The organism is Flavobacterium sp. B114r, assembly GCF_056824125.1.
In genome coordinates this window covers 2,805,007-2,828,117 of sequence record NZ_CP124858.1, presented here as the reverse complement: position 1 = coordinate 2,828,117, position 23,111 = coordinate 2,805,007, and the positions used below count along the sequence as shown (strand labels likewise).

Below are 23,111 nucleotides of genomic sequence, written 5' to 3'. Positions count from 1 at the left end.
GGATCGAAGCTGCGGTTCTTTGTTAGAGTTTTTGTTTTAGGTTTTCTTTTACCTCATCGAACCACTCGTTTCTAAGAATACTTAAAACGATCGAATCACGGCGTATTTCTTTATTTATTGTTGGCATATGATTTCTTAGAACGCCTTCGACTTTACAGCCAATACTTTTCATGGCGGCAATACTTCGTTCGTTAGCGTTATCAGCACGAAATTCTACGCGTTCCATTCCAAGTGTTTCGAAAGCAAATTGAAGTAATAAATATTTGCAATGTTTGTTGAGTCCGGTTCCTCTAAAAGCTGAACCATACCAGGTAAATCCTAACTGAAGGGTTTTGAACTCCAGATTCATATCGTAAAATCGCGTTGAACCCGCGTATTTTTGAGTTTTTTTATCGAAGACAATAAACGGAAATTCTCTTTTATCTTCTCGGTTTTTTATTGCCGATTGAATGTATTTGATCAGATTTTCTTTTCCGTCTGCTCCAACTAATGAATATTTCCAGGTTTCGGGTTCATTGATCGAAATTTCTAATAGATTATAGACATCGGATTCTTGTAATGGACGTAATAAAACTTGTTCGTCTTCCAGGATTATATTGTCTGAGAAATTGAAATTTATATTCATTTTTTTATTTTTTGCGACAGATAAAATTGATTTTAAAGATTAAAAAAAACTTTAATGTTAGTGTTTTCTGGTTTACTAATGTTGTCCCTACGGGACAAATGAGGAATTCGTAAAATATGTTTCTACCAATATTTAATCTCTACGAGATAATTATTTTGCTTGGTATATTTCGTTGATCTACATCTCCACAACATCTAATGTCTACGATATATTTTACTTTGATTGTCATATTTCGTTGATTTACATCTCCCAATATCTAATCTCTAAGATATAATTATTTTGTTTGGTATATTTCGTTGATCTAGATTTAGCGACATCTAATTTCTACAATATGTTTACTTTTATTGACATATTCGTGGATCTAATTTAAATTTAATTACCTGATATTTTCTTTAACAAAATACTTACTCCGATAGGAGTTATATATTGGTAGAAAACAAAAGGAGGATCCGTAAAATTGTCCCGTAGGGACTACACTTACTAATCTATAAAATATTTATGTTATGTATTATAACTATTTCACTAATATCAAAAAAAATACTCAAAGATTCGTAAAGTTATACATCAAATTAATGAAATCGTTTATTATCCTTAATGCCTTTAATTTGCCAAAGGATTCCCAGAAATAATCCCACTGCGCCTCCTAAATAACTAAAACTATGCATCTCAGAAACTGCAATAAAACTTTTTACATTATGAATTTGAAGTGGAAAACAGCAAGTCGAATATAATCTTGAAAAACCAAGAAACCCATAACATAATCCTATCAAACCAAATGTAATTGATGTCCCTAAGATAACTAAAGTTGCCTGTTTTATGCTTTTTATCATTTGCCTGATATTTGAATAAAATAAGCTTATAATGGTAAATACAAGACCTGAGATTAATCCCATCCACCAAGTTGACCAGGCACCAATTATTGAAGCTGTTAATCGCGGAGTGTCCTGACCATATTGAACAAAGCCAAATCTTTCAAACAATACTTCTGTAAAAAACTCATTAGAAACAGAATATGTAAATTGATTGTGAATTGCACCATAAAACATTGCAATGATAATACTCAGGAAAATAGAAGTTATAAATACGAGTGTTTTTTTTATCAATTTACAAATAGTATAATATCAAGATTACTTATTCACTCATTTCATCATAACGCTCGGGAACTTGCGGATCATATAACGGACATTTGAATTCTTCCATCACCTCTACCAATTTATTCATGGTTTTGCCTTCGGTTCCGTAACAGTCGATTTTGACACTTTGAGGTGTTGTGATTACCTGAAAAGCGCCTTTTCCTGAAGTATTTTGCCAGCTGTTTTCATCGACTTTTTCCCATTTAGAGAATACCGAAGCGATTCTGTTCATGATCACCTCAACCGGAAGCGTTTCAAGACCTTCAACGTGTTCTTTTTCTACAAGAGCTTCATAAACTTCCTGATGGTTTAGGTAAACCTCTTCTAAATATCTCCAAAAAAGTAATTCGTACATAGCCTGGTGTTTTTTAGCCCCGATAGTAGTGAAAATCCTTTTGTGCCGGGGTTCGGCACGAAAGATTGTAACGGATAGCGGGATTAGCTCCTAAAAAAGCTAATGGTTATTATTTTTATAACGTAATCATTCTTAATCTTAACTAAATTGAAGACTGAAAATGGATTTCGAGGGCTTCGACTTCGCTCAGCCTGACATTCGGCATTTGAATTCGCATAGTTTTCTATCAACTTTGAGGGAGACGCACTGCTGTGCGCCTCTACACCTTAGATGATGATTAAATTCTAATTTTTGTTTTAATAGAGATCAGAATCTTTATAACTTAGAATCTTAGCAACTCAGAACCTTAGAACCTTTAAAATATTAATATACGAATGTTCCGTATTCGCTGGTAATAGTAAGTTTTTTAGCATCTGCTGCTTCTACTCTACCTACGATTTGTGCATCGACATTGAACGATTTTGAAATCGCAATAATGTCTTGTGCAATGTTTTCAGGAACATAGATTTCCATACGGTGACCGCAATTGAAAACCTGATACATTTCTTTCCAATCTGTTTTTGATTGTTCCTGGATTAATTTGAACAATGGCGGAACCGGAAATAAATTGTCTTTTATAATATGTAAATTTTGTACGAAATGCAAAATTTTAGTTTGTGCTCCTCCACTGCAATGCACCATTCCGTGAATTTCGTTTGGCGTATAAGTGTCTAAAATTTTCTTGATAATTGGCGCGTAGGTTCTTGTTGGAGAAAGTACCAACTGACCTGCGTTTATTGGGCTATTTTCTACCTCATCAGTTAAGTTTACCTGACCTGAATATATTAATTCTTCCGGAACAAGGGCATCGAAACTTTCAGGGTATTTTTTTGCTAAATATTTTCCAAAAACGTCGTGACGGGCAGATGTTAATCCGTTACTTCCCATTCCGCCATTATAGCCTTTTTCGTAAGTTGCCTGACCAAAAGATGTCAAACCAACAATTACATCGCCAGCTTTGATATTTGCATTGTCTACAACATCGCTGCGTTTCATACGGGCCGTTACGGTAGAATCTACGATAATGGTACGAACAACATCCCCAACATCAGCAGTTTCTCCGCCAGTTGAATGAATGGTTACTCCAAAAGATTTTAATTCGTTGATTAATTCTTCTGTTCCGTTGATGATTGCCGAGATAACTTCGGCAGGAATTAAGTTTTTGTTTCTTCCTATTGTTGATGAAAGTAAGATATTATCTGTTGCGCCAACACATAATAAATCGTCGATGTTCATGATTAAAGCATCCTGAGCAATTCCTTTCCAAACCGAAATATCGCCTGTTTCTTTCCAGTACATATACGCCAGAGACGATTTTGTACCCGCTCCGTCAGCGTGCATGATTAAGCAATATTCCTCGTCCTGGGTAAGGTAATCCGGAACGATTTTGCAAAATGCTTGAGGAAATAAACCTTTATCGATATTTTTTATGGCGTTGTGTACGTCTTCTTTTGATGCCGAAACACCTCTTTGTGCGTACCTTTTGCTAGAATCTGAACTCATGAAACTTAGTTTGTGTTGATGTGGTGCAAAGATAATCCCTTTTTTTAATTCTTTGGACTATACTATTTAAAATTGAATATTTTGATTCATAAAAAAATTCGGCAGGTTAGATAACGCTGCCGAATTTCTTAAGTAAAACCGGTTTAAAATTTTGGTTACTATAAATTATTCCCAATCTGGCATTGCCGCTCCAGAGAACAAGACTGTTCTGGAATTGACAACTCCTATCGTCGTTTTTACGATGCTTTTTGTCGAAAGACCATCATTTGATGTATTAGTAAAAATTAATTCTGATTCGTTTGGAGAATAGCGAACATCCAGATCATTTGTTCCTAAAGTTTTTTCTGTCAGGATTTGAGTTAAAACTCCGGATCCAAAACTATATTCGAAAATTTTAGAATCCAGCTGACGATAGTTTAAGTTTTCGAAGCCTGCTACATCTCTGGTATAAACTAACTTTTGTCCGGTAACTGAAAAATTTAATCCGCCAACCGCTCCTGTTTGTCCTGACAAAATTGTAGCTGTTACAACTCCTGATGGATTTATGATATAAATTTCAGCATTATAACCATTGGCATCATTTACTTTTAAAGCAATTTTTGATCCATCGGCACTCCAATCACATTCGGATATAAATTTACCATTAGGTGTTTGGAATACTTTAGTCAAACCACTTCCGTCATTATTAATTTTGTACAATTTGTCGAAGTTAGGATAGATAATTTCACTTCCTGAAGCATTCCAGGAATAGCCTATATAATCTGAATTAAAACCCGCAACAGGAACAGAATTTGTTATTTTCTTAACTTCGGTTCCGTCAAAATTCATTGTATAGATATCATTTTGAGAACCATTTGTTCCTATAAAGGCAATTTTCTTTGCCTGATTGTTTCTTCGTGGGCGCCAATAGTTTTTAGCAGCACTTGTTAATTGATATTGTTTACCGGCATCATCAGCAGTAAAAATGACATTGTTATCGTTTATATTTTTGACAAACAAATATCTGGTTGCCGGAAAAGCAAGGGTAGTAAACGAACTTACAACGCTTAAAACAGGAGTATTTACTCCATCAGTAACTTCAATCTGCCAATAGTATTTTGTACCATAAATTAAATCTGTCAGGGTTAATTTTGGTCCTTTTATGGCATCATAAACTTTTATATCGCTGTTACTATCATTTCTAAGAGTAACTTTAAAAGTTAATTCATCTTTATCCGGATCTGTAGCTGTCCATGTTAGATCTAATGATACTGCCTGGGCTGTACTATTATCAATTGGACTTACCAATACGGGAACTGTTGGTGGTTTGTTGTTAGCTGTAGCTTTTTTAAGTTCAAAAACAATTTCTGAAGTATTGTTTGCTGTAACGGTTGTGGCTTCAAATTTTGCCACAAAACCATCTTTTTGAGCCTGAAAGGAGTATTCTCCCACTTTTACGTTGGAAACCGTAAATTTCCCTTCAGCATCTGTAAAAACTGTACTTGTAGTTGGGCTCGAGAGTATTTTTACATTTTCCATAGGTTCAAAGGTATCTGCATTAACGACTCTTCCGCTAACGGTACCATATCCCAGTTCTCCTATTTTCTCTTCGCTACATGAAACCAAAAACAATAAAAAAAGTACGCTTGCTATTTTGTATAAATACTTCATTATTAATTTGTTTTTAAATTTAAAATCTTTAGTTATATCTTAAAATTTAGTCTTGAGACTTTTATTTTTTCTTTTTTGCGAAATAATAAGTAAGTCCTATCCCAAATTTATAATAGTAATCATCTCGTGTTCCTGCCTTTATATAATCGACGTTATCACTAAAATTAATATTTTGCTCTGCAAATAACTTTACTCCTATTTTATCTGAGGCCAGATATTCAAGACCTAAACCGTATTGAATTTTACTATATCCATTTTCAAATTTTCTATTTGTGGCATATCCTCCTCCGCCATACAAATAAGGTGTAAAACGATCTTTAGGGAGTAAAAGCCATTCGAGATTAAGATCATAGGTGATATAACCAACGTCGAGTAAATTTTTATTGGCGAGATTGACCACATTTGTAGATGCACTGATATTAAAACCGGGCGTTATAAAGAATTTTAAAGCTCCCCGCCCAAAAGGTCTTAAAAGCGGATCCTGATAATCTCCGTCCATCAATGTTGCCCCACCTGAAATTTCGATAGCAAATTTACTTCTTCTGTTTTCTAATTCTCGTCCGTAAAGTGATGTAACATCGGCAGTTTTAGTTTCTTCAGCATAAGCTTTCAGCAAATTATCAACTTCCCATTTTGGTGCATCTGCCTGCCAGATATTATCTTTTATTCCTTCTAAAACAAGAGATTCAACAGCTTTTTCGATTGCTTCTGTTACTGCCATATGCACAGGTTCGTTTGTAGTATATCCTGTTTCAACTTCTAGCAATCTTTTAAAATTTACATATCTGAATAAACTTTCATCAATTGCCTGAGACAAAATGGTTTTGGAGATATAGACTGATTTTAAAATTTTTCCGTTCGATGTTGAGATCATTCTTAAATAAACCGTAACACGATCCTGACGGTATTTTACAGAAGCCCCGGCTCCAAAATATCTGGCCCCAAAACCTCCGGTGATAATATTAGAATCATACGAAACGATTCCACCCTCTAATAAAACTCCGGCATATAATAAAGGTGTTAACTGGGGTTCGTTAGGATTGGCGTTTTTTACATATTCCTGACGTGTTGCCCGAATCAGATTTCGTTCCTGTAATAGATTACCAATATTTTCGCGCTCAATAGGCACAAACCATTTCGAATCTTCAAGCGCTTTTATTAATATTGATGTTGCGCCCTGAGTTACGGCAGTACTAAAACTGCTTCCGTTTTCCTGAGGTTTATATTGTCCTGTCTGGTCTCTGAATTTATAGACACCAACGACAACGGGTTCTTTTGGTTTTGGCAAATCTTTTAGCAATGAAGTAGCAGGAGTTCCTTCTCCTAAAATTGCTTTTTCGACTCCGGTTGGCTGATTAAAATAGGCACCGCAACCCGAAAAAAGAAATCCGAATAGAATAAGTAAGTAGTGATGTAATCTCATATTATTTATTTGGGATGATGACTTGGGTTTGTTCTCCTGTATTGGTATCTAAAATATTTAGTGTGAGTCCGTCTGCAGATGGGTAAACATCTACAGAATAGCTTCCAAAAGTATAGGAACCTTCCTTAATACCATCAGTACCAAATTGTTGTTTGTAGAGAGAACTGGAAATCTGACTTAATAACTGGGCATTTAAATTTGCTTTAAATCGTTCTAAATCAGTTTGTGGTGTGGTTACGGCAGTTTTATCTTTCTGCTTATTTTGAGCTTCTGCGCTGCTCAAGAGCCATTGATAATTGAATGTATCGCCTCCAAAAGCCGGATTTACCGGTTTATAAACTAAAGCCTGCGCGTTTATAAACGGAGAAAGTAGTAGCGATACTACGAGGGTTATAATAAATTTCATGACGCTAATAATAAATTAATACTGAGTGAAATATTTTCGCTGTTTTTCTTTTTCTTTAAAATAAGTAAAGGTGGCATTTACAGATTCCTCTGCAACGGCGTCTAAAAATTCGTCATCCGGTCTGGCTAAAAACTCATAAATAACCTCATTATCGATGGTTATTGTTATGGCTGTATTTCTTGCAAAACTATATTCTTCACCTATTGTTACTATCTTTTCAGCATTTATTCCAATATCATTGTACCTGTAATAATACCGATCATAAAAATCTTTACCAATTTTTGTTTTGGTGTCATCCGTAACAATTCCTCTTAACACAAATCCGTCAACAGGAAGAACTATTACATCGGCTTTTTTTTTTCCTCACCCAGAACTACACGATCTTTTGCTATTATTTGCTTGTCTTCATCATAAAACAATAATAAAACGATTACCTCATCATCTTCTGAAAGATTGATTTGTGAGGTTGATAGCTTTTGTCGTTCATTGGGCTGTAAGGTAAAAACACCAACTTGGTCATTATTAGACTGATTATTACTTTTACTATTGTTTTTTATAACAGACATTTTATAGGCAGCACTTCTGATTACATCTGTAAGATTTTCAGCAGTACCTGTAATTTTTACATTGCCTTCGATTTTCTCTATTTCCAGTTTTGCTTTTATTTTGTCCTGGGGAACCTGACCATATAGTATGGCAGTAAAAAACAGAAATAAGAAAATAATATGTCGGTATAGAAAACGCATGTTTAAATTTATTTATTGATAAGAATTATCGAAGCTCCATTTCCTGTCTGGGTAATTTTCATATTCTTAGACATTGAATTGGTTCCGATATTTTGAATGTTTTGATTGTCTCCTTTTTGGATCATTTCCATATTTACATTATAATTGGTATACAATGTAAAATCTGAAATTTTGTTATTATCTCCTCTTTGCACTACATTTTGCGTGATTGTTTTAGCATTTTTATCTAAAAGTAATTGATTACTATCTCCAATTTGATTGACAGCAACTTTGGTTTCTTTTGATTTTAAAAATGCTGTCACTGTATTTAAATCTCCTATTTGCTGTATGTTAATACCGGATTGGATTTTTTGATTTAAATCATTTTGAGCTTTTTTATCCATTGAGGAAACGACACTAAATGCGACTTGTTTTGAATTAAAAACAGCCGAACTATAGTTTTTAAAATCTGAATCATCCTCTTTTTCCTGCGCATTGAGCACTGGCAAAAAAAGTAACAGAATTATACTATTTAAAATGAAAGCCTTCATCTTTATTTATTTAAAATTAAAAAATGAGATAGTTACGTTCTGCAACTATCTCATTTGTTTTTTTACAGTATTAGTTACTTTGAGTAACAGTTATTGTATTTGTATTTCCTTTTGAAAATGCAATACTGCTGTGAGAAGCTCCTGTTTGTAAAATAGTTGCAATATTTTTATTACCTATTTGTAATATATCTTCAGTTAACTTAGTACCGTTTTGAGTTGATGTTGCATTATTTTCATCTCCATATTGATAATGGTTCGAAGTGTTTTTATCAGCTGCAGTTGTACCGCTTGGAGAAGTTTGAGTTTGTAAAGAAACATTTTTAACCCCTCCCTGACTTGCATAAGCTACATTGTTATCTCCGTTTTGAATTTGAGTTGCTGAGTTCTCGCTATGAGGTCCAAACGGAACAAGCACTCCTGCAACATGCCCTAACTGAGTAGCATTGAAAGGAAGCCCTGTTGGTTTCTCATTTCCTGTTGTACCCTGGTCAACGGTAGCAGTGTTATTATTTCCTGTTTGAGTTTGAGTTGCAGTATCATGCCCTCCAAGTGCAGAAGGATGAGAAGCTTCAGCTATTTGATCTTGCCAAACTGTAGCTTTGTTCCAATCTCCTGTTTGAGTTTGATACGCTTTGTTATCATGATTACTCTGAGAAATAAATGCACCATTGTGATCTCCTTTTTGTTTTACATCAGCTAAATTGCTTACAGCTGTATAAAGCCCTGGCTGAATTCCCTGATAAACTTCTGATTTGTTATTATCTCCTAATTGATCAACAGTAGAACCATTTGTTGTTCCGTGTTGATTTACAATACCAGTGTCAGTGTTACCCACTTGATTTACTGATGATGTGTTTCCCTGTGCAAAAGCCGCTGCCCCTACAAATAGCATCGCTGAGACGCTTAAAATTACTTTTTTCATAATAGATATATTTAATTGGTTATTAATACAACTTATTATGTAGGTCAGTGTGATTTGGGGAAATCATCGCATCAAAAATTTTCATTCGAAAATAAAATTACAACCCTTTATTTTCTTTCTTCATGACCAAAATTAGAAAACTTATCCAAAATCAAATCAAGTATAAATACCTATTTTACAATATCATAACCACTTTTCGATGAACTGTAAAACTATCTCGACGAACTACTAACATCTGCAAAAACATAAGTAGGAAATTACTTTATTATTGCAATTTATTTACAATTACCCCATTAGATCTGTTAAAAAACATATTGATCGTGCTTTATTTTAACATTAAAGCAAAAAAAAGCCCACCTTAATTCGATGGGCTTGGTAGAACTGTTAAATTATTATTTATTTTGTAAACAATAGCTCTCTGTACTTAGTTAATGTCCAACTTTCGTCGTCAACTAATAGCTCTAATTTGTCACAATGGTTGCGAATATCTTCAAAATAAGGCTTCACTTTATTGCAATAAGCCTCTGCCATTTTTTGTGCATCGGTTAAATGGTTTGCCGTTCTTCTCTCATCTGTCATGGCCAATACTTTAGAATTGATTCCTTCAATATGACCAGAAATTTCTTTTATTAAAACAATTTGCTCTTTTGCAATCGTTTCAAACTCTTTACCAAAAATCTCTTTTAATCCTTTTACGTTTTCGATTAATGTATTTTGGTAACGAATTGCTGTTGGGATAACATGGTTTCTTGCGATATCTCCCAAAACTCTTCCTTCGATCTGAATTTTCTTAGTATACTCTTCTAATTCTATTTCGTAACGCGCTTCGGCTTCAACATGGTTTAGAATTCCTAATTCAGAGAACAAATCCAATGCCTGTTTAGAAACTTTGGCTTTTATAGCTTCCGGAGTCGTTTTAAAATTACTTAAACCTCTTTTTGCTGCTTCTTTCTCCCAAGCTTCGCTATATCCGTCACCTTCAAAAAGTATTTTTTTAGATTGTTTGATATACTCTCTTAATACATTAAAGATAGCATCATCTTTTTTCATGTCTTTCGAGTCGATTAAAGAATCTACTTCCATTTTAAAGTCTTTTAATTGTTTTGCTACAATTGCATTAAGAGTTGTCATCGCGTTTGAACAGTTGGCGTTTGAACCCACAGCTCTAAACTCCCATTTATTTCCTGTAAAGGCAAAAGGCGATGTTCTGTTTCTGTCTGTATTGTCTAATAATACGTCCGGAATTTTCCCAACAACATTCAGTTTTAAATCTGTTTTTTCTTCTGGAGATAATTTTCCAGTTGTAACGCTTTCTAACTCAGATAAAACTTTGGTTAGTTGTGCTCCAATAAAAACAGAAATAATTGCCGGCGGTGCCTCATTTGCTCCTAACCTGTGATCATTACTTGCTGTTGCAATAGAAGCTCTTAATAAAGTTTCGTAATCATTAACTGCTTTTATGGTATTAATAAAGAAAGTAAGAAATTGCAAATTACTCATTGGCGTTTTACTCGGACTCAATAAATTAACTCCTGTATCTGTTGCCAACGACCAGTTATTGTGTTTTCCTGAACCGTTTACTCCTTTAAAAGGTTTCTCATGAAATAATACTTTAAAATCATGACGTTCTGCCACTTTCTGCATCACATCCATCAATAAAGAGTTGTGATCTACGGCAAGATTCGTTTCTTCAAAAATTGGTGCCAGCTCAAATTGATTGGGTGCCACCTCATTATGACGCGTTTTTACCGGAATTCCTAACAACATACATTCCTGTTCGAGATCTCTCATATACGTTAAGGCACGAGTTGGGATTGATCCAAAATAATGGTCGTCTAATTGTTGTCCTTTTGCAGAGGTATGTCCTAATAAAGTCCTTCCGGTCATCATCAGGTCAGGACGAGAATTTGCCAGTGCTTTATCAATCAGGAAATATTCTTGTTCCCAACCTAAAGTTGCCGTTACTTTTTTTACATTTTTATCGAAATACTTACATACTTCTGTAGCAGCTTCATCTATTGCAGAAAGCGCTCTTAATAACGGAATCTTATTGTCTAAAGCCTCACCCGTGTAAGCAATAAAAACGGTTGGAATACATAAAGTTGTTCCGTAAATAAATGCAGGAGAAGTTGGGTCCCATGCTGTATAACCCCTGGCCTCGAATGTATTTCTGATTCCGCCATTCGGGAAACTTGAAGCATCCGGTTCTTGTTGTACGAGTTGTGCTCCGCCAAATTTTTCTACAGGATCACTCCCGTCATATGAAACTTCGAAAAAAGCATCGTGTTTTTCTGCGGTTGTTCCTGTAAGAGGCTGAAACCAGTGTGTATAATGTGTAACACCCTTAGATAATGCCCATTCTTTCATTCCCATGGCAATATAATCTGCCAGTTTTCTGTCTATTTTAGTTCCATGCTGAATTGCATCTCTAACTCCTTTTAAAGCATCAGAAGTCAAAAACTGCTTCATCGCTTTTTCATTAAATACATTTGAACCAAAAATGTTAGATTTTCTGTCTATTTCTTCAAAATGTACTGGCTTTCTTGTAGAAGCTTCTTGTAAAGCTTGGAAACGTAATGTTGACATGTATTTAAGTTTAAAATTTATAATAGTTTTTAGTAAAAAAGAAGAACAAATATAAACAAATAAAAACCCTGTTTAAAAGATAAATTTCAGAATTTTCTTCGATGATTTTTCAACGTTAGAAGCTTTTCACAAAGAATAATGAATTTGATTTTAAGAAATATAACAAAATAGCTTAGTATTCTTCATTAAATAAACATTTTTTCATAATTCCTTAACCCTAAATCCCGGCAAAGAAGAGTAATTTTTACGAATTTATTTTTTAAAGGTGTTAAAAATTGCTTTTTTAAAAATATACCCCTCTCAAAATTGCGCTTATCTAAAAAATAATAGTCCACTAAACAAAACAGCCCCCTAATTTTTACGGCTAAAAAAATAAATCTATATTTGACCCAACGAAAAAAACAAAAAAATTAATTTATATTATTATGGCTAAAATTAAGTTAGAGTACATTTGGTTAGATGGATATGAACCAACTCAAAATCTTAGAAGTAAAACTAAAGTTGAAGAGCATGAAAATTTCAAAGGAACATTAGAAGAACTTGGAAATTGGTCATTTGATGGTTCATCTACAAAACAAGCTGAAGGAGGATCTTCAGACTGTCTATTAGTTCCTGTTGCTATTTATCCTGATCCAACTCGCATAAACGGATACTTGGTAATGTCAGAAGTTATGTTTGCTGACGGAAGACCACACCCTTCTAACGGTAGAGCTACAATTGATGATGATAATGATGATTTTTGGTTTGGTTTCGAACAAGAGTATTTCATCATGGATACTAAAACTTTATTGCCATTAGGTTTCCCTGTTGGAGGATATCCCGCTCCACAAGGTATGTACTACTGCTCTGTAGGTGGAAAAAACACTCACGGAAGAAAATTAGTAGAAGAACATGCTGACCTATGTATTGCTGCTGGTCTTAACTTTGAAGGAATTAACCAAGAGGTTGCCTGCGGACAATGGGAATTTCAATTATTCGCTAAAGGTGCTAAAAAAGCCGGAGACGAAATTTGGGTTGCCCGTTACTTATTAGATCGTTTGACTGAAAAATATGGTTACTATATCGAATACCACCCAAAACCACTTGGAGATACTGACTGGAATGGTTCTGGAATGCACGCTAACTTCTCTAATGAGATATTAAGAACATGTGGTTCTAAAGAAACTTACGAAAAAATATGTGAAGCTTTCCGTCCTGTTGTTAAAGAACACATTGAAGTTTACGGAGCTTACAACGACCAACGTTTAACTGGTAAACATGAAACTGCTTCTATTCACGATTTCTCTTATGGAGTATCTGATAGAGGAGCTTCAATCAGAATTCCTTTATACACAGTTCAAAAAGGATGGAAAGGATACCTTGAAGACAGAAGACCAGCTTCAAACGGTGATCCATACAAAATTGCTGCAAGAATTATCAAAACTGTAAAATCAGCGCTATAATTTAAAGCTTATATTATATCTTAAAAGTGTCCTCTTAATTGATGGCACTTTTTTTTTGTTTAATCAGGTATCAGGTTCAAACCAGACAGGTTTTAAAAACCTGTCTGGTTTACAAAACAAACCTAGAAAGCCAATTTTCAGTTCGGGCGGGATCCAGAACTTTTATTGTTTTCAATAAAGTCGATCGTAGCGAGCATTTCTACTTCGCTCAATGGGACAAACGTTCTCGGAAGCAAAAAAAACAATCAAATCCCGATTGTCAGTTCGAGCGGAGTCGAGAACCTTTATAGTGTCTGAACAAAACCAGTCATTGCAAGCATTTCGACTTCGCTCAATGGGACAGAACGTTCTCGGAAGCAAAAAAAACAATCAAATCCCGATTGTCAGTTCGAGCGGAGTCGAGAACCTTTATAGTGCCTGAACAAAATCAGTCATCGCAAGCATTTCGACTTCGCTCAATGTAACAAACTATATCAATTAAAAAGTCAACTTTTCGATAATTAATTTTTAACGTTAAACTTCAAAAACTATCTTTGTAAATCATTTAAAATAAGCATTATGATAGTCTGGACTTTGTTTTTATTGGGTGTTGTTTTGATTCTTGCTTTAGACTTGGGTGTTTTTAATAAAAACCCACATATTATCAGTACTAAAGAAGCAAGTAAGTGGACTCTTATTTGGGTAACATTATCCTTCCTGTTTTCCGGAGTCATTTATTGGCTTTATACTACAGATTATATTGAGAATCCGGATAATCTAAAACCAGCCGTAGCTTCGATGAAGTTCATTACAGGTTATTTGATTGAACTGTCCTTAAGTGTCGATAATATTTTTGTAATTGCGATTATTTTTGCGTCTTTCAAAATACCTCAAAAATACCAGCACCGTGTTTTATTCTGGGGAATTTTAGGCGCAGTTGTCTTTCGTGGATTAATGATTTTCTTTGGTGTAATGCTGATCCATAAATTTGCCTGGACGACTTATTTGTTTGGTGCATTTTTGATTTTTACTGCCTTAAAAATGTTATTCTCCGGCGATGATGATGACTTTCAGCCCAAAGATTCTTTTGTATACAAAACACTTGGAAAAATTATTCCGATCACTGCTGAAATGGATGGTGAAAAGTTTTTTATTAGTACAAAAACTGCGAGAAGAACCGCAACACCTTTATTTGTTGCCTTGATTGTTATCGAGGTTATGGACGTTCTTTTTGCCGTAGATAGTGTTCCTGCAATTTTAGCAATTACATCTGATCCTTTTTTGGTATTCAGTTCTAATATCTTTGCAATTCTGGGGTTACGTTCTATGTACTTTTTCTTAGCCAATATGCTGGCAAGATTCAGTTTCTTAGAATACAGTCTAGTTGCTATTTTAGCTTTTGTGGGATTAAAAATGATTCTCCACGATTTTATCCAGGTACCGGAATGGGTTTCATTAGGTTTTATTGCTCTTTCGCTTCTAGTGGGGATTTTGGTTTCTTTGAAATATGGGAAAAACGGAGAAGAAGCTCCAAAATTAGAGGAGTAAACTTTTCGAAAGATATATTCATAAAAAAAAGGAAATCGTAATGATTTCCTTTTTATATTATACTTTATTCTAGGCTTAGAAATTAACTTTCTTAATTTCACTTTCATTCAATTTTAAAGTTTTCATTACATCTAAATAATTATTTTTATTTAGTGTAGAAGCCAAAACAGAAGGAACTATGACAATTCTAAAAGTTTGATTATTAACAAATTCAGACGTAGAAGCCATATTATAATTAGCGCCAACATAAATTTTAAAATCTTCTTTACTGAAATCATAATCATAAGTAACCTCATCAGTATTATTCAAATAAAGAGTTGCTGGAATTAATTGCCATATTGGAGTTTGTGCATCCAAAGTACCTTTTAATCTATATATTAAAATAGTTTCATCAGCAAATAAATCTCCCCCCACCCAACTTTGAAAAGTTCCATAAATATTATAGCCATCCTCAGCGTTAAAACTAAAGTTTTTGTTTTTTATTTCAAATGCTTGAGGAATCGTATCATTATCATCATTATTTGAACATCCCGAAAATGCAAACAGTCCAACGACTGCAAAAAGTGTAAGTATTTTTTTCATGGTATTTGTGGTATTTATTGTTTTTAGAATAAATTATATATATAAAGATATTCCAAAAATCAAACCAAAAAAAGAATTTTACTAATTTCTTGTTAGAATTTTCTTTTATTTTTTTGCAACCTGCTGATTTTTAAGCAATATTTTATTAAAAAATAACATATGATACGGCAGTGAATTTTCCCAATAATCCCACGTATGTGCTCCCGGACGTTCAGTATAATCGTGGTCTACTTTGTTATAAACCAATCTTCGGTGTAATTCTCTGTTGGGTTCTATCAAAAAATCATCTACTCCGCAATCTATAATTAAGGGTAGTTTATTGGCTTTTATTTTATCTAACATTCCCATTACGGCATATTGGGCATACATTTCTGAGTTGTCGCTTTTGTCCCCAAAAACAGGCTGCATCAATTTTACTACCTGAGCAGATGATTCACGATTGAGCATTGTACTCATATCTACTGCTCCACTCATGCTTCCGGCAGCACAAAATAATTCAGGATGTTTGGCAGATAAGTATAATGCGCCATGACCTCCCATAGAAAGTCCTGTAATTACTCTTCCGTTTCTGTTGCTGATCGTTCTATAGGTTTTATCGACTTTCTGAATGACTTCTTGTGTAATAAAAGTCTCAAACTGACTTCCTTTATTTACAGGACTGTCCAGATAGAAACTAAAAGTTTCACCTTCAGGCATTACGATGATAATATTATATTGATCAGATAAGTTCTGGACTAATTTTTTGTTGGGCGTATTTTTTAGCCAGTCACCAAAATGACCATACGCTCCGTGCAATAAATACATTACCGGAAACGCCGATTTACTTTTTGCATACGAATTGGGCAATATAACAGCAGCTTTGTAGGTTTTGCTCATGGCTGCACTCACAACTTGCAAAGTATCTACTTTTGCCGCGTAACTCATTGATGAAACGCACAAAAGAATAGCAAACACTAAGAATTTAAAGTTTTTCATATTTATTTATTTTTTTGATTAGGGATTGTAAATATACTTTTTTCTTCATTATACTATAATGAAAAATACAACCGGTTTTTTGATGGTAAAAGGTTACCGCGAATTGCACGAATTTTCACGAATTGGATTATGGGTAATTTGTTGCGAAAAAAAAAGCCACAGATTAAAATGATTATAAAGATTTTTTTTAGCCACGCAAAGGCTCCCACAACCCGACCGAAGGTAAAAGACCAAGCAATTGCACAAATTCCAATGAATCGGCTTATGGATAATTTGTTGTAAAAAAATAGATACAGATTAAAAAATCATTTTAATCTGTGGCAAAAAAATATCAGCATCTATTTAATTCGTAAAAATTCGTGGAATTCGTGGAATTCGTGGCAAAAAAATAGACACAGATTAAAAAATCATTTTAATCTGTACAATCCGTGGCAAAAATATAACAAAAAAATCCGCGACAAACCAGTTTAACCCGTTCAATCCGTGGGCAAGTATATCGTAAACAAAAAAACCATTCGCCGCAACGAATGGTTTTATATAAATGAGAATTTTATTTCTTACCAGATTACTACTCGTAAACTATCCGGCTGATACATTTTATCTCCTTTTTTGACATTGAATGCCTTATGAAATTCCGGAATATTGCTCAATGGTCCGTTGACTCTAAATTGTTCCGGTGCGTGAACATCTGTCATGATCTGGTTAATTTTTGATTCATCTCTTCTATTGACCATCCAGGAATAAGCATAGGCAAGGAAATAACGCTGTTCCGGAGTTAATCCGCTAATTTTTTCCTTGTTCTTAAACTGTTCCGTTTTTTCGAATGCTTCGTAACCCATGATAACGCCACCTAAATCAGCAATGTTTTCGCCTTGAGTCGCTTCGCCATTTACCTGTTTCCCTAAAATAGAATATCTGTTGTACTGATCTACGATCAATTGCGTTTTGGCCTTGAATCTTTTCAAATCTTCTGCCGTCCACCAATTGTTCAGGTTTCCTTTTTCGTCATATTGGCTTCCCTGATCATCAAAACCATGTGTGATTTCATGCCCGAAGAAAGAACCACCTAATATTCCGTACAAAATAGCGTCATCCGGCATACGTCCTTCATAACCCGGAACAATAATATTACAAGCCGGAATCACGATTTCGTTGTTACTTGGATTGTAGTAAGCATTATACGTCTGAGGCTGCATACTCCATTCATTTCTGTCTACCGGTTTTCCGTATTTATTGATCATATAATTATAATCCCAAATATAGGCTTTCATAACATTCACGCAATATGATTTTCTATCGATAGAAAGTTGGCTCATATCCTTCCATTTATCCGGATATCCCAATTTCATAACCATTTTACTTAGCTTGTATAATGCTTTTTGTTTGGTAGGCTCACTCATCCAATCCAGCTTTTTGATATGCGAAGCAAATACATCACGAATATTGTTTCCTATTTCCAATAATTTCTCCTTTACACCTTTTGGCATATAATCAGCCACATAAACCTGCCCGATTAATTCTCCCACAGATTGGTTTGTTTGCGTTACTACTCTCTTCCAACGTGGCTTTTGAGTCGTCACGCCATTCATTATTGTAGAATAGAATTTAAAATTTTCTTTTTCAATAGCAGCATTCAAATAAGGCGCATAAGCACTTACAAGATTCCACTTAAGATAGGTTTTCCAATCTTCGATTGTATATTTTTTGATCGTTGTATTTAATGCTTTAAAAAATTCGGGCTGTCCTACAATAATCGAATCTGCTTTTGCAATACCTAAAACGGGCAATACTTTTTTCCAGTCAATATCCGGAGTAATAGCATTAAACTGATCAATAGTAAGCTTATTGTAATTTTTTACAGGATCACGAAGAGCTTCTAATTTTCTAGATGATTTTGCCAGTTCAGTTTCAAGTCCCAGTACTTTTTCGGCATTTTTTGAAGCAACAGCTTCTTCTTCACCCATAAATTTCATCATCGTTTTAAGATGTGATAAATAGGCTGTACGAATCTCTACATTTCGTTTGTCAGAATCCAGATAATAATCTCTTTGTTTCATTCCTAAACCGCCTTGTCCCAGAAACACAGCATATTTAGTACTGATTTTATCATCCTGCGAAACATAAAACGTAAATGCCGGATCTGCCCCTACAGTTTGCAAATGCGCAATTGTACTGATCAATCCTGAAACATCCTTAATTTCGTTGATTTTTTTGATTTCATTATTTAGTGGAGACAAACCTGCTTTTTCGATGGCAATCGTATCCATTCCTGAAGCATAAAAATCACCAATTTTTTGTTTGTTACTTCCTTTTGCAGCTGATTCGTCTTTAGCAGCATTTTCGCAGATACTTTTAATTTGTCCATTAATAGTATCCATAACAATTCTCATTATTCCGTTATTGCTGTCGGTAGGCAAAATAGGATTTTTTTTGAACCAGCCATTATTAGCATAATTAAAAAAATCGTCTCCAGGATTTATCGTTGTGTCGCGATTGGTAATTAATGGATCTGAAAATGCTACATCCTTTTTATTGCAGCTCAAAAATGTCATTCCGATAAGGAGAAATGTGAGAGGTTTTCTAAATAAATTCATTCAGTTATAAAATTTGTTAAGGAAATTAAATCAGACTCTTGTTATATTTTAAAAATAACGAGTCTGTAAATATAATTTTTATAACAATAACAAAGAGCAAAAAAATCCAAATTTAAAATTTAAAATTCCAAAAAGTATAGCTTTATCTATATTAAGGAACAACATAATAAACGATTTAATAATATAAAAAGTTTGCCACGCATTAGAACAAATTTTTCTCTATAAATGAAAAATATTAATTCGTGAAAATTCGTGGCAAAAAAAAAAAAATCCTGAAGCTTCTTCTGAAGTTTCAGGATTCTGAGCTATACAAAAGGTCTTTTTAGCTAATAATTATCTTGTGTTCGTGACGGTATTGCGAAGCGCTTTTTCCAGTGTATTGTTTGAAGGACTTACTAAAGTGACTGAAATTATTAAATCCGCTTTCGTAACACACTTCATTTATACTGATTGGTTTTTCGGCCAATAATTTTGATGCATGTACCAAACGATATTCGTTTACAAACTCTGTAAAGGTTTTATTTGAAATCTTCTTGAAATATCGGCAAAAAGAAGGCGTAGTCATACTAACCAGACTCGAAACTTCATCGATAGCGATTGATTCCTGAAAATGATCTTTGACATAATTAAAAATTACATTGATACGGTCATTATCCTGGGTTTGCAATTCTAATGAAAAACCGTCAGCATTAAGAACCGTATAATCCTTTGAAGAATCCAGTTCATCTAAAATACTTAGAAGCGTAAGTAAACGTTCAAACGGAAGTTGGTTTTCCATCATTTCGATTTTCTTACCTATTTGTTTTTTAGTCTCTCCGCCAAAAGCGATTCCACCTTTAGCCTGACTAATAATATTTTGAACCTTTCTCATTTCGGGAGCAACAAAAAAATCATTCCCTAAAAACTCCGGTTTAATATGAATAACGGTTTCTGTTGTGTTTCCCGTTTGTTCGTTCGTAAAACCGCAATGTGGCAAATTAGCACCTATCAGTATCAAACTTCCATTGGTATAATAAGAAACATGGCTTCCTATTTGTCTTTTCCCTGCCCCACCATTTATATAAACCAACTCAATCTCAGGATGATAATGCCATAGATGAGCTTTACTATTGGTCTTTTCGGCGTGCTTTGCGTAGGTAAAAGAACTTCCGTATGAATTTGATATCACTTCAAGAGCTGGGGCAATTGTCTTCATGATAAAATCTTTAAAAAATAATAGCAAATTTAACAAAATCACTTAATATAATTTAAAAATTAACCTATAACGGTTTCGTAAATACACATTTCGCATCAAATTCCTTAAAAACCAAATCTCTAAATTACGGTAATTGAGTTATATTTTTAAGTACCCTTATTTTTACTCCTAATTTTTTTAATATATCGTATTTAATCAAGTCCTTTTATAAACAAATCCTACATAAGTAAGAATTTACTTTATTTTACACAAATGTTAATTTTTACAAATAATTAAAAAATAATAACCTAATTAACAAAAACACCTAACATAATTCAAAAATTAACCTATAACGGTTTCGTAAATGAGAATATAGCATATAAATTGGAAAATACAGTTGTGAAAAAATCACACATCCCGGAGTAATTTAGCATCAGAAAATTAGAACTAATAATTTAAAACGAAGCGTTATGAAAAAGATATTAAAATTAAGTTTAGTATGTGCAGTACTTTTTACAGGAATGAGCACTTATGCAATTGATGGAAATGATAATGGAAATGCAGATTTTAACCTACACGTATTAAAAGCGAATGGAAAGCTGATTACGTTTGCTCTAAATCAGGTAAAGAAAGCAAGCATTAGTATTTATGATAAAAACAATAGTTTGATCTATTCTGAGAATGCTTCAGGTAAAGAAGGAATCTTAAGAACTTTTAGTTTAGAAGAACTTCCTGCAGGAACTTACTTCTTAGAAGTTGAAGACAGTGCAAAAAAAGTAAGACACGAAATTACAATTACTGATGATAAATCTATATTGTCATCTAAAGCAGTTTCGTCAGCATACAAAGCAGGTTTCTCTGCTCAAAATTCAAGCGTAGCAGTACGCTAAACAAGTTTATGCTCTCATAAAGTATAAAAATGAGGTTAGATAGTTAGTAAAGTTAAAAACGTGATTGTTTTGAAACAGCTCTTTGTGGTTATTGAGCTGTTTTTTTTGTGCCATACTTTTTTGGGTTTCCCGCAAAGGCACTAAGACGCAATGTTTTATTTTTTGCTATTTTTTTACCGCAAAGAGCGCAAAGATTTTCTACCTATATATACGCTCAGAAAACACAAAGTTCGCAAAGCTGAATCATTCAAAGCTTTGCGAACTTTGTGTTTACTAAAAGCTCCAGCATATAAAAAATCTTTGCGCTCTTTGCCGGTTAAAACAATTCGCAAAGTTTATTCGACATAAAGCTTTGCGAACTTTTGCGTTTACTAAAAACCCAGCATATAAAAAACTTTTGCGCACTTTGCGGTTAAAACAGTTCGCAAAGTTTATTCGACACATAGCTTTGCGAACTTTTGCGTTTACTAAAAACCCAGCATATAAAAAACTTTTGCGCACTTTGCGGTTAAACCTTCGAAACAAATCATTTGTAAGAAATACAGATAAATTTACATTATCTTAATTTAAGCAAAACATTGAAAAATAGTATCCATATTAACAAAAACGATAAAAATAATTCAAACTTTAACCTATAACGCTTTCGTAAATGAGAATACAGCATCGAAATTGGAAAATAGAGTTGTGTAAAAAAATACATATCCGAAGTAATTTAGCATCAGAGAATTAGAACTATTAATCTAAAAAACAAATGTCATGAAAAAGATTTTAAAATTAAGTTTAGTATGTGCAGTGCTTTTTTCAGGAATGAGTACTTATGCAATTGACGGGAATGAAGATTTTAATCTTCATGTATTAAAAACCAATGGAAAGCTAATTACGTTTGCCCTTAATAAAGTGCAAAAAGCCAACCTTGCTATTTATGATAAAGATGGTACTTTGATCTATTCTGAAAGTGCTTCTGGTAAAGATGGAATCTTGAGAACTTTTAGTTTAGAAGAATTTCCTGCCGGAACTTACTTCTTAGAAATTGAGGATAATGTAAAAAAAGTGAAACATGAAATTACAATTACTGATGATGCAACTTCATTATCAAGAAAAGCAGTTTCATCTGTTTATAAAGCAGGATTTTCTGCTAAAAATACAGGCGTAGCAGTACGCTAAAAAGTTATACTGCATACAGTATAAAATGAGGTTAGATAGTTAGTAAAGTTTTAAAACGGGAAATCGTTTTTTTTAAACAGCTCTTTGTGGTTATTGAGCTGTTTTTTTGTGCCCTTTTTTTTCCTGAAATTTATTTCGACTTCATTTTTAGAAAACTATTCTTAATAAATATAAAAATCTGATTTCTAAACCATTAAAAAAATCACAGAAAAAAAATCCAAGAGCCCAGTAATTACGTACATAGTTCAGTCAAAACACCGAAACATCTTTGATTCAGCAATTTACACCTATAAAAAAGTGCTCTTTTTGCATAAAATTAAATTTCAATTTGTAGTTTTGAGCGTTCCACAAACAGTAATAAACAATTAAAAAAAACATGACAAATTTTACCAAAATGGGCTTAGTTGTTGCCGTATTTTTAACAACGATCTTTACTAATGCAATGGATGGAAAAGGGGATTATATTTTGAATATAAAAACCGGAAACGGAAAAGTAGTTAGCATTACTTTGAATAACCTTGAGAAATCAGTTTTTTCTATCTTCGACGAAAACCACAATTTAGTGTACACAGGAGAATCTGCTACAGACAAATTAGAGATTTCGAAAACCTTAAGTTTAGAGGCATTTCCTGCCGGAACTTATACATTAGAAGTAAAAGAAAGCGGTAAAGTGGCGAAACATGAAATTAATGTTTCTACTAAAAAATCAAAAACTATTAAGCTTGACGAATCAGTAAACGAAAGTCCTGGTTTCCGTCGTTAATTGTTTTTTACTTAAAAATTGAAAAGCATCGGCTGTGGCTGATGCTTTTTTTGTTTCTACGCAGTTTCCCAAAACTAGTTCG

At 33.6% G+C, this 23,111-nt stretch carries 21 protein-coding genes; 5 read left to right on the top strand and 16 right to left on the bottom strand.

Annotated features, from left to right (window positions below; genetic code table 11):
- Nucleotides 1–22: 22 nt before the first annotated feature.
- From QLQ94_RS12145 to QLQ94_RS12090, 12 genes are all read right to left on the bottom strand, one after another.
- Nucleotides 23–625 carry a GNAT family N-acetyltransferase gene (locus QLQ94_RS12145; protein ID WP_427403004.1) on the bottom strand — a complete coding sequence of 201 codons (603 nt, stop codon included), beginning with the start codon at nucleotides 623–625 and terminating at the stop codon, nucleotides 23–25.
- Nucleotides 626–1,194: 569 nt separating this feature from the next.
- Complete coding sequence (locus QLQ94_RS12140) at nucleotides 1,195–1,728, bottom strand: hypothetical protein (RefSeq protein WP_427403003.1); 534 nt, start codon at nucleotides 1,726–1,728, stop codon at nucleotides 1,195–1,197.
- A 28-nt stretch (nucleotides 1,729–1,756) separates the two neighbouring features.
- On the bottom strand, nucleotides 1,757–2,113 hold the full coding sequence (locus tag QLQ94_RS12135; RefSeq protein ID WP_271337071.1) for a hypothetical protein: 357 nt from the start codon (nucleotides 2,111–2,113) through the stop codon (nucleotides 1,757–1,759).
- Between the two features lie 363 nt (nucleotides 2,114–2,476).
- Nucleotides 2,477–3,655: an AIR synthase related protein gene (locus QLQ94_RS12130; protein ID WP_271337070.1), complete on the bottom strand. Its 1,179-nt coding sequence runs from the start codon at nucleotides 3,653–3,655 to the stop codon at nucleotides 2,477–2,479.
- 165 nt (nucleotides 3,656–3,820) lie between these two features.
- On the bottom strand, nucleotides 3,821–5,305 hold the full coding sequence (locus tag QLQ94_RS12125) for a carboxypeptidase regulatory-like domain-containing protein (RefSeq protein WP_271337069.1): 1,485 nt from the start codon (nucleotides 5,303–5,305) through the stop codon (nucleotides 3,821–3,823).
- A 61-nt stretch (nucleotides 5,306–5,366) separates the two neighbouring features.
- Entirely contained in the window at nucleotides 5,367–6,728 is a 1,362-nt protein-coding gene (locus QLQ94_RS12120; RefSeq protein ID WP_271337068.1) for a CsgG/HfaB family protein, read from the bottom strand.
- A gap of 1 nt (nucleotide 6,729) precedes the next feature.
- Nucleotides 6,730–7,134: a curli production assembly/transport component CsgF gene (locus tag QLQ94_RS12115; protein ID WP_271337067.1), complete on the bottom strand. Its 405-nt coding sequence runs from the start codon at nucleotides 7,132–7,134 to the stop codon at nucleotides 6,730–6,732.
- 15 nt (nucleotides 7,135–7,149) lie between these two features.
- Nucleotides 7,150–7,452 (bottom strand): CsgE family curli-type amyloid fiber assembly protein, encoded by a 303-nt coding sequence (locus QLQ94_RS12110; protein ID WP_271337066.1) that lies wholly within the window; start codon nucleotides 7,450–7,452, stop codon nucleotides 7,150–7,152.
- Between the two features lie 23 nt (nucleotides 7,453–7,475).
- Nucleotides 7,476–7,880 carry a curli-like amyloid fiber formation chaperone CsgH gene (gene csgH, locus QLQ94_RS12105; RefSeq protein ID WP_271337065.1) on the bottom strand — a complete coding sequence of 135 codons (405 nt, stop codon included), beginning with the start codon at nucleotides 7,878–7,880 and terminating at the stop codon, nucleotides 7,476–7,478.
- 8 nt (nucleotides 7,881–7,888) lie between these two features.
- Nucleotides 7,889–8,410 carry a hypothetical protein gene (locus tag QLQ94_RS12100; protein ID WP_271337064.1) on the bottom strand — a complete coding sequence of 174 codons (522 nt, stop codon included), beginning with the start codon at nucleotides 8,408–8,410 and terminating at the stop codon, nucleotides 7,889–7,891.
- Nucleotides 8,411–8,480: 70 nt separating this feature from the next.
- On the bottom strand, nucleotides 8,481–9,332 hold the full coding sequence (locus QLQ94_RS12095) for a hypothetical protein (RefSeq protein WP_482499896.1): 852 nt from the start codon (nucleotides 9,330–9,332) through the stop codon (nucleotides 8,481–8,483).
- 396 nt (nucleotides 9,333–9,728) lie between these two features.
- Entirely contained in the window at nucleotides 9,729–11,918 is a 2,190-nt protein-coding gene (locus tag QLQ94_RS12090) for a glutamine synthetase III family protein (protein ID WP_271337062.1), read from the bottom strand.
- A gap of 425 nt (nucleotides 11,919–12,343) precedes the next feature.
- On the opposite strand from QLQ94_RS12090, the gene QLQ94_RS12085 reads away from it, so the two are divergent.
- The gene (locus QLQ94_RS12085; protein WP_271337061.1) at nucleotides 12,344–13,360 is read left to right on the top strand and encodes a glutamine synthetase beta-grasp domain-containing protein; all 1,017 of its coding nucleotides are present in this window, start codon (nucleotides 12,344–12,346) and stop codon (nucleotides 13,358–13,360) included.
- A gap of 558 nt (nucleotides 13,361–13,918) precedes the next feature.
- Nucleotides 13,919–14,887, top strand: a complete 969-nt coding sequence (locus tag QLQ94_RS12080) for a TerC family protein (RefSeq protein WP_482499895.1) — start codon at nucleotides 13,919–13,921, stop codon at nucleotides 14,885–14,887.
- A 75-nt stretch (nucleotides 14,888–14,962) separates the two neighbouring features.
- Here QLQ94_RS12080 and QLQ94_RS12075 read toward each other — a convergent pair whose 3' ends face one another.
- From QLQ94_RS12075 to QLQ94_RS12060, 4 genes are all read right to left on the bottom strand, one after another.
- The gene (locus QLQ94_RS12075) at nucleotides 14,963–15,469 is read right to left on the bottom strand and encodes a hypothetical protein (protein ID WP_482499893.1); all 507 of its coding nucleotides are present in this window, start codon (nucleotides 15,467–15,469) and stop codon (nucleotides 14,963–14,965) included.
- Between the two features lie 105 nt (nucleotides 15,470–15,574).
- On the bottom strand, nucleotides 15,575–16,444 hold the full coding sequence (locus tag QLQ94_RS12070) for an alpha/beta hydrolase (RefSeq protein WP_482499891.1): 870 nt from the start codon (nucleotides 16,442–16,444) through the stop codon (nucleotides 15,575–15,577).
- A gap of 557 nt (nucleotides 16,445–17,001) precedes the next feature.
- Nucleotides 17,002–19,038 carry a M13 family metallopeptidase gene (locus tag QLQ94_RS12065; RefSeq protein WP_482499889.1) on the bottom strand — a complete coding sequence of 679 codons (2,037 nt, stop codon included), beginning with the start codon at nucleotides 19,036–19,038 and terminating at the stop codon, nucleotides 17,002–17,004.
- Between the two features lie 322 nt (nucleotides 19,039–19,360).
- Nucleotides 19,361–20,233 carry an AraC family transcriptional regulator gene (locus QLQ94_RS12060; protein ID WP_271335878.1) on the bottom strand — a complete coding sequence of 291 codons (873 nt, stop codon included), beginning with the start codon at nucleotides 20,231–20,233 and terminating at the stop codon, nucleotides 19,361–19,363.
- A gap of 449 nt (nucleotides 20,234–20,682) precedes the next feature.
- Between QLQ94_RS12060 and QLQ94_RS12055 the strand changes: the two genes are divergently transcribed.
- The 3 genes from QLQ94_RS12055 (at nucleotide 20,683) to QLQ94_RS12045 (ending at nucleotide 23,029) form a co-directional block, all read left to right on the top strand.
- The gene (locus tag QLQ94_RS12055; protein ID WP_271335877.1) at nucleotides 20,683–21,102 is read left to right on the top strand and encodes a secretion protein; all 420 of its coding nucleotides are present in this window, start codon (nucleotides 20,683–20,685) and stop codon (nucleotides 21,100–21,102) included.
- A gap of 756 nt (nucleotides 21,103–21,858) precedes the next feature.
- Nucleotides 21,859–22,266: a T9SS type A sorting domain-containing protein gene (locus QLQ94_RS12050; protein WP_271335876.1), complete on the top strand. Its 408-nt coding sequence runs from the start codon at nucleotides 21,859–21,861 to the stop codon at nucleotides 22,264–22,266.
- A gap of 376 nt (nucleotides 22,267–22,642) precedes the next feature.
- Complete coding sequence (locus tag QLQ94_RS12045; RefSeq protein WP_482499886.1) at nucleotides 22,643–23,029, top strand: secretion protein; 387 nt, start codon at nucleotides 22,643–22,645, stop codon at nucleotides 23,027–23,029.
- Nucleotides 23,030–23,111 lie beyond the last annotated feature (82 nt).

What these genes read in the sequence shown, in the direction of transcription:
- QLQ94_RS12145 (WP_427403004.1), bottom strand. Translation starts at nt 625, where the DNA reads ATGAATATAAATTTCAATTTCTCAGACAATATAATCCTGGAAGACGAA.
- QLQ94_RS12135 (WP_271337071.1), bottom strand. Translation starts at nt 2,113, where the DNA reads ATGTACGAATTACTTTTTTGGAGATATTTAGAAGAGGTTTACCTAAAC.
- QLQ94_RS12130 (WP_271337070.1), bottom strand. Translation starts at nt 3,655, where the DNA reads ATGAGTTCAGATTCTAGCAAAAGGTACGCACAAAGAGGTGTTTCGGCA.
- QLQ94_RS12125 (WP_271337069.1), bottom strand. Translation starts at nt 5,305, where the DNA reads ATGAAGTATTTATACAAAATAGCAAGCGTACTTTTTTTATTGTTTTTG.
- QLQ94_RS12120 (WP_271337068.1), bottom strand. Translation starts at nt 6,728, where the DNA reads ATGAGATTACATCACTACTTACTTATTCTATTCGGATTTCTTTTTTCG.
- QLQ94_RS12115 (WP_271337067.1), bottom strand. Translation starts at nt 7,134, where the DNA reads ATGAAATTTATTATAACCCTCGTAGTATCGCTACTACTTTCTCCGTTT.
- csgH (WP_271337065.1), bottom strand. Translation starts at nt 7,880, where the DNA reads ATGCGTTTTCTATACCGACATATTATTTTCTTATTTCTGTTTTTTACT.
- QLQ94_RS12100 (WP_271337064.1), bottom strand. Translation starts at nt 8,410, where the DNA reads ATGAAGGCTTTCATTTTAAATAGTATAATTCTGTTACTTTTTTTGCCA.
- QLQ94_RS12095 (WP_482499896.1), bottom strand. Translation starts at nt 9,332, where the DNA reads ATGAAAAAAGTAATTTTAAGCGTCTCAGCGATGCTATTTGTAGGGGCA.
- QLQ94_RS12090 (WP_271337062.1), bottom strand. Translation starts at nt 11,918, where the DNA reads ATGTCAACATTACGTTTCCAAGCTTTACAAGAAGCTTCTACAAGAAAG.
- QLQ94_RS12085 (WP_271337061.1), top strand. Translation starts at nt 12,344, where the DNA reads ATGGCTAAAATTAAGTTAGAGTACATTTGGTTAGATGGATATGAACCA.
- QLQ94_RS12080 (WP_482499895.1), top strand. Translation starts at nt 13,919, where the DNA reads ATGATAGTCTGGACTTTGTTTTTATTGGGTGTTGTTTTGATTCTTGCT.
- QLQ94_RS12075 (WP_482499893.1), bottom strand. Translation starts at nt 15,469, where the DNA reads ATGAAAAAAATACTTACACTTTTTGCAGTCGTTGGACTGTTTGCATTT.
- QLQ94_RS12070 (WP_482499891.1), bottom strand. Translation starts at nt 16,444, where the DNA reads ATGAAAAACTTTAAATTCTTAGTGTTTGCTATTCTTTTGTGCGTTTCA.
- QLQ94_RS12065 (WP_482499889.1), bottom strand. Translation starts at nt 19,038, where the DNA reads ATGAATTTATTTAGAAAACCTCTCACATTTCTCCTTATCGGAATGACA.
- QLQ94_RS12060 (WP_271335878.1), bottom strand. Translation starts at nt 20,233, where the DNA reads ATGAAGACAATTGCCCCAGCTCTTGAAGTGATATCAAATTCATACGGA.
- QLQ94_RS12055 (WP_271335877.1), top strand. Translation starts at nt 20,683, where the DNA reads ATGAAAAAGATATTAAAATTAAGTTTAGTATGTGCAGTACTTTTTACA.
- QLQ94_RS12050 (WP_271335876.1), top strand. Translation starts at nt 21,859, where the DNA reads ATGAAAAAGATTTTAAAATTAAGTTTAGTATGTGCAGTGCTTTTTTCA.
- QLQ94_RS12045 (WP_482499886.1), top strand. Translation starts at nt 22,643, where the DNA reads ATGACAAATTTTACCAAAATGGGCTTAGTTGTTGCCGTATTTTTAACA.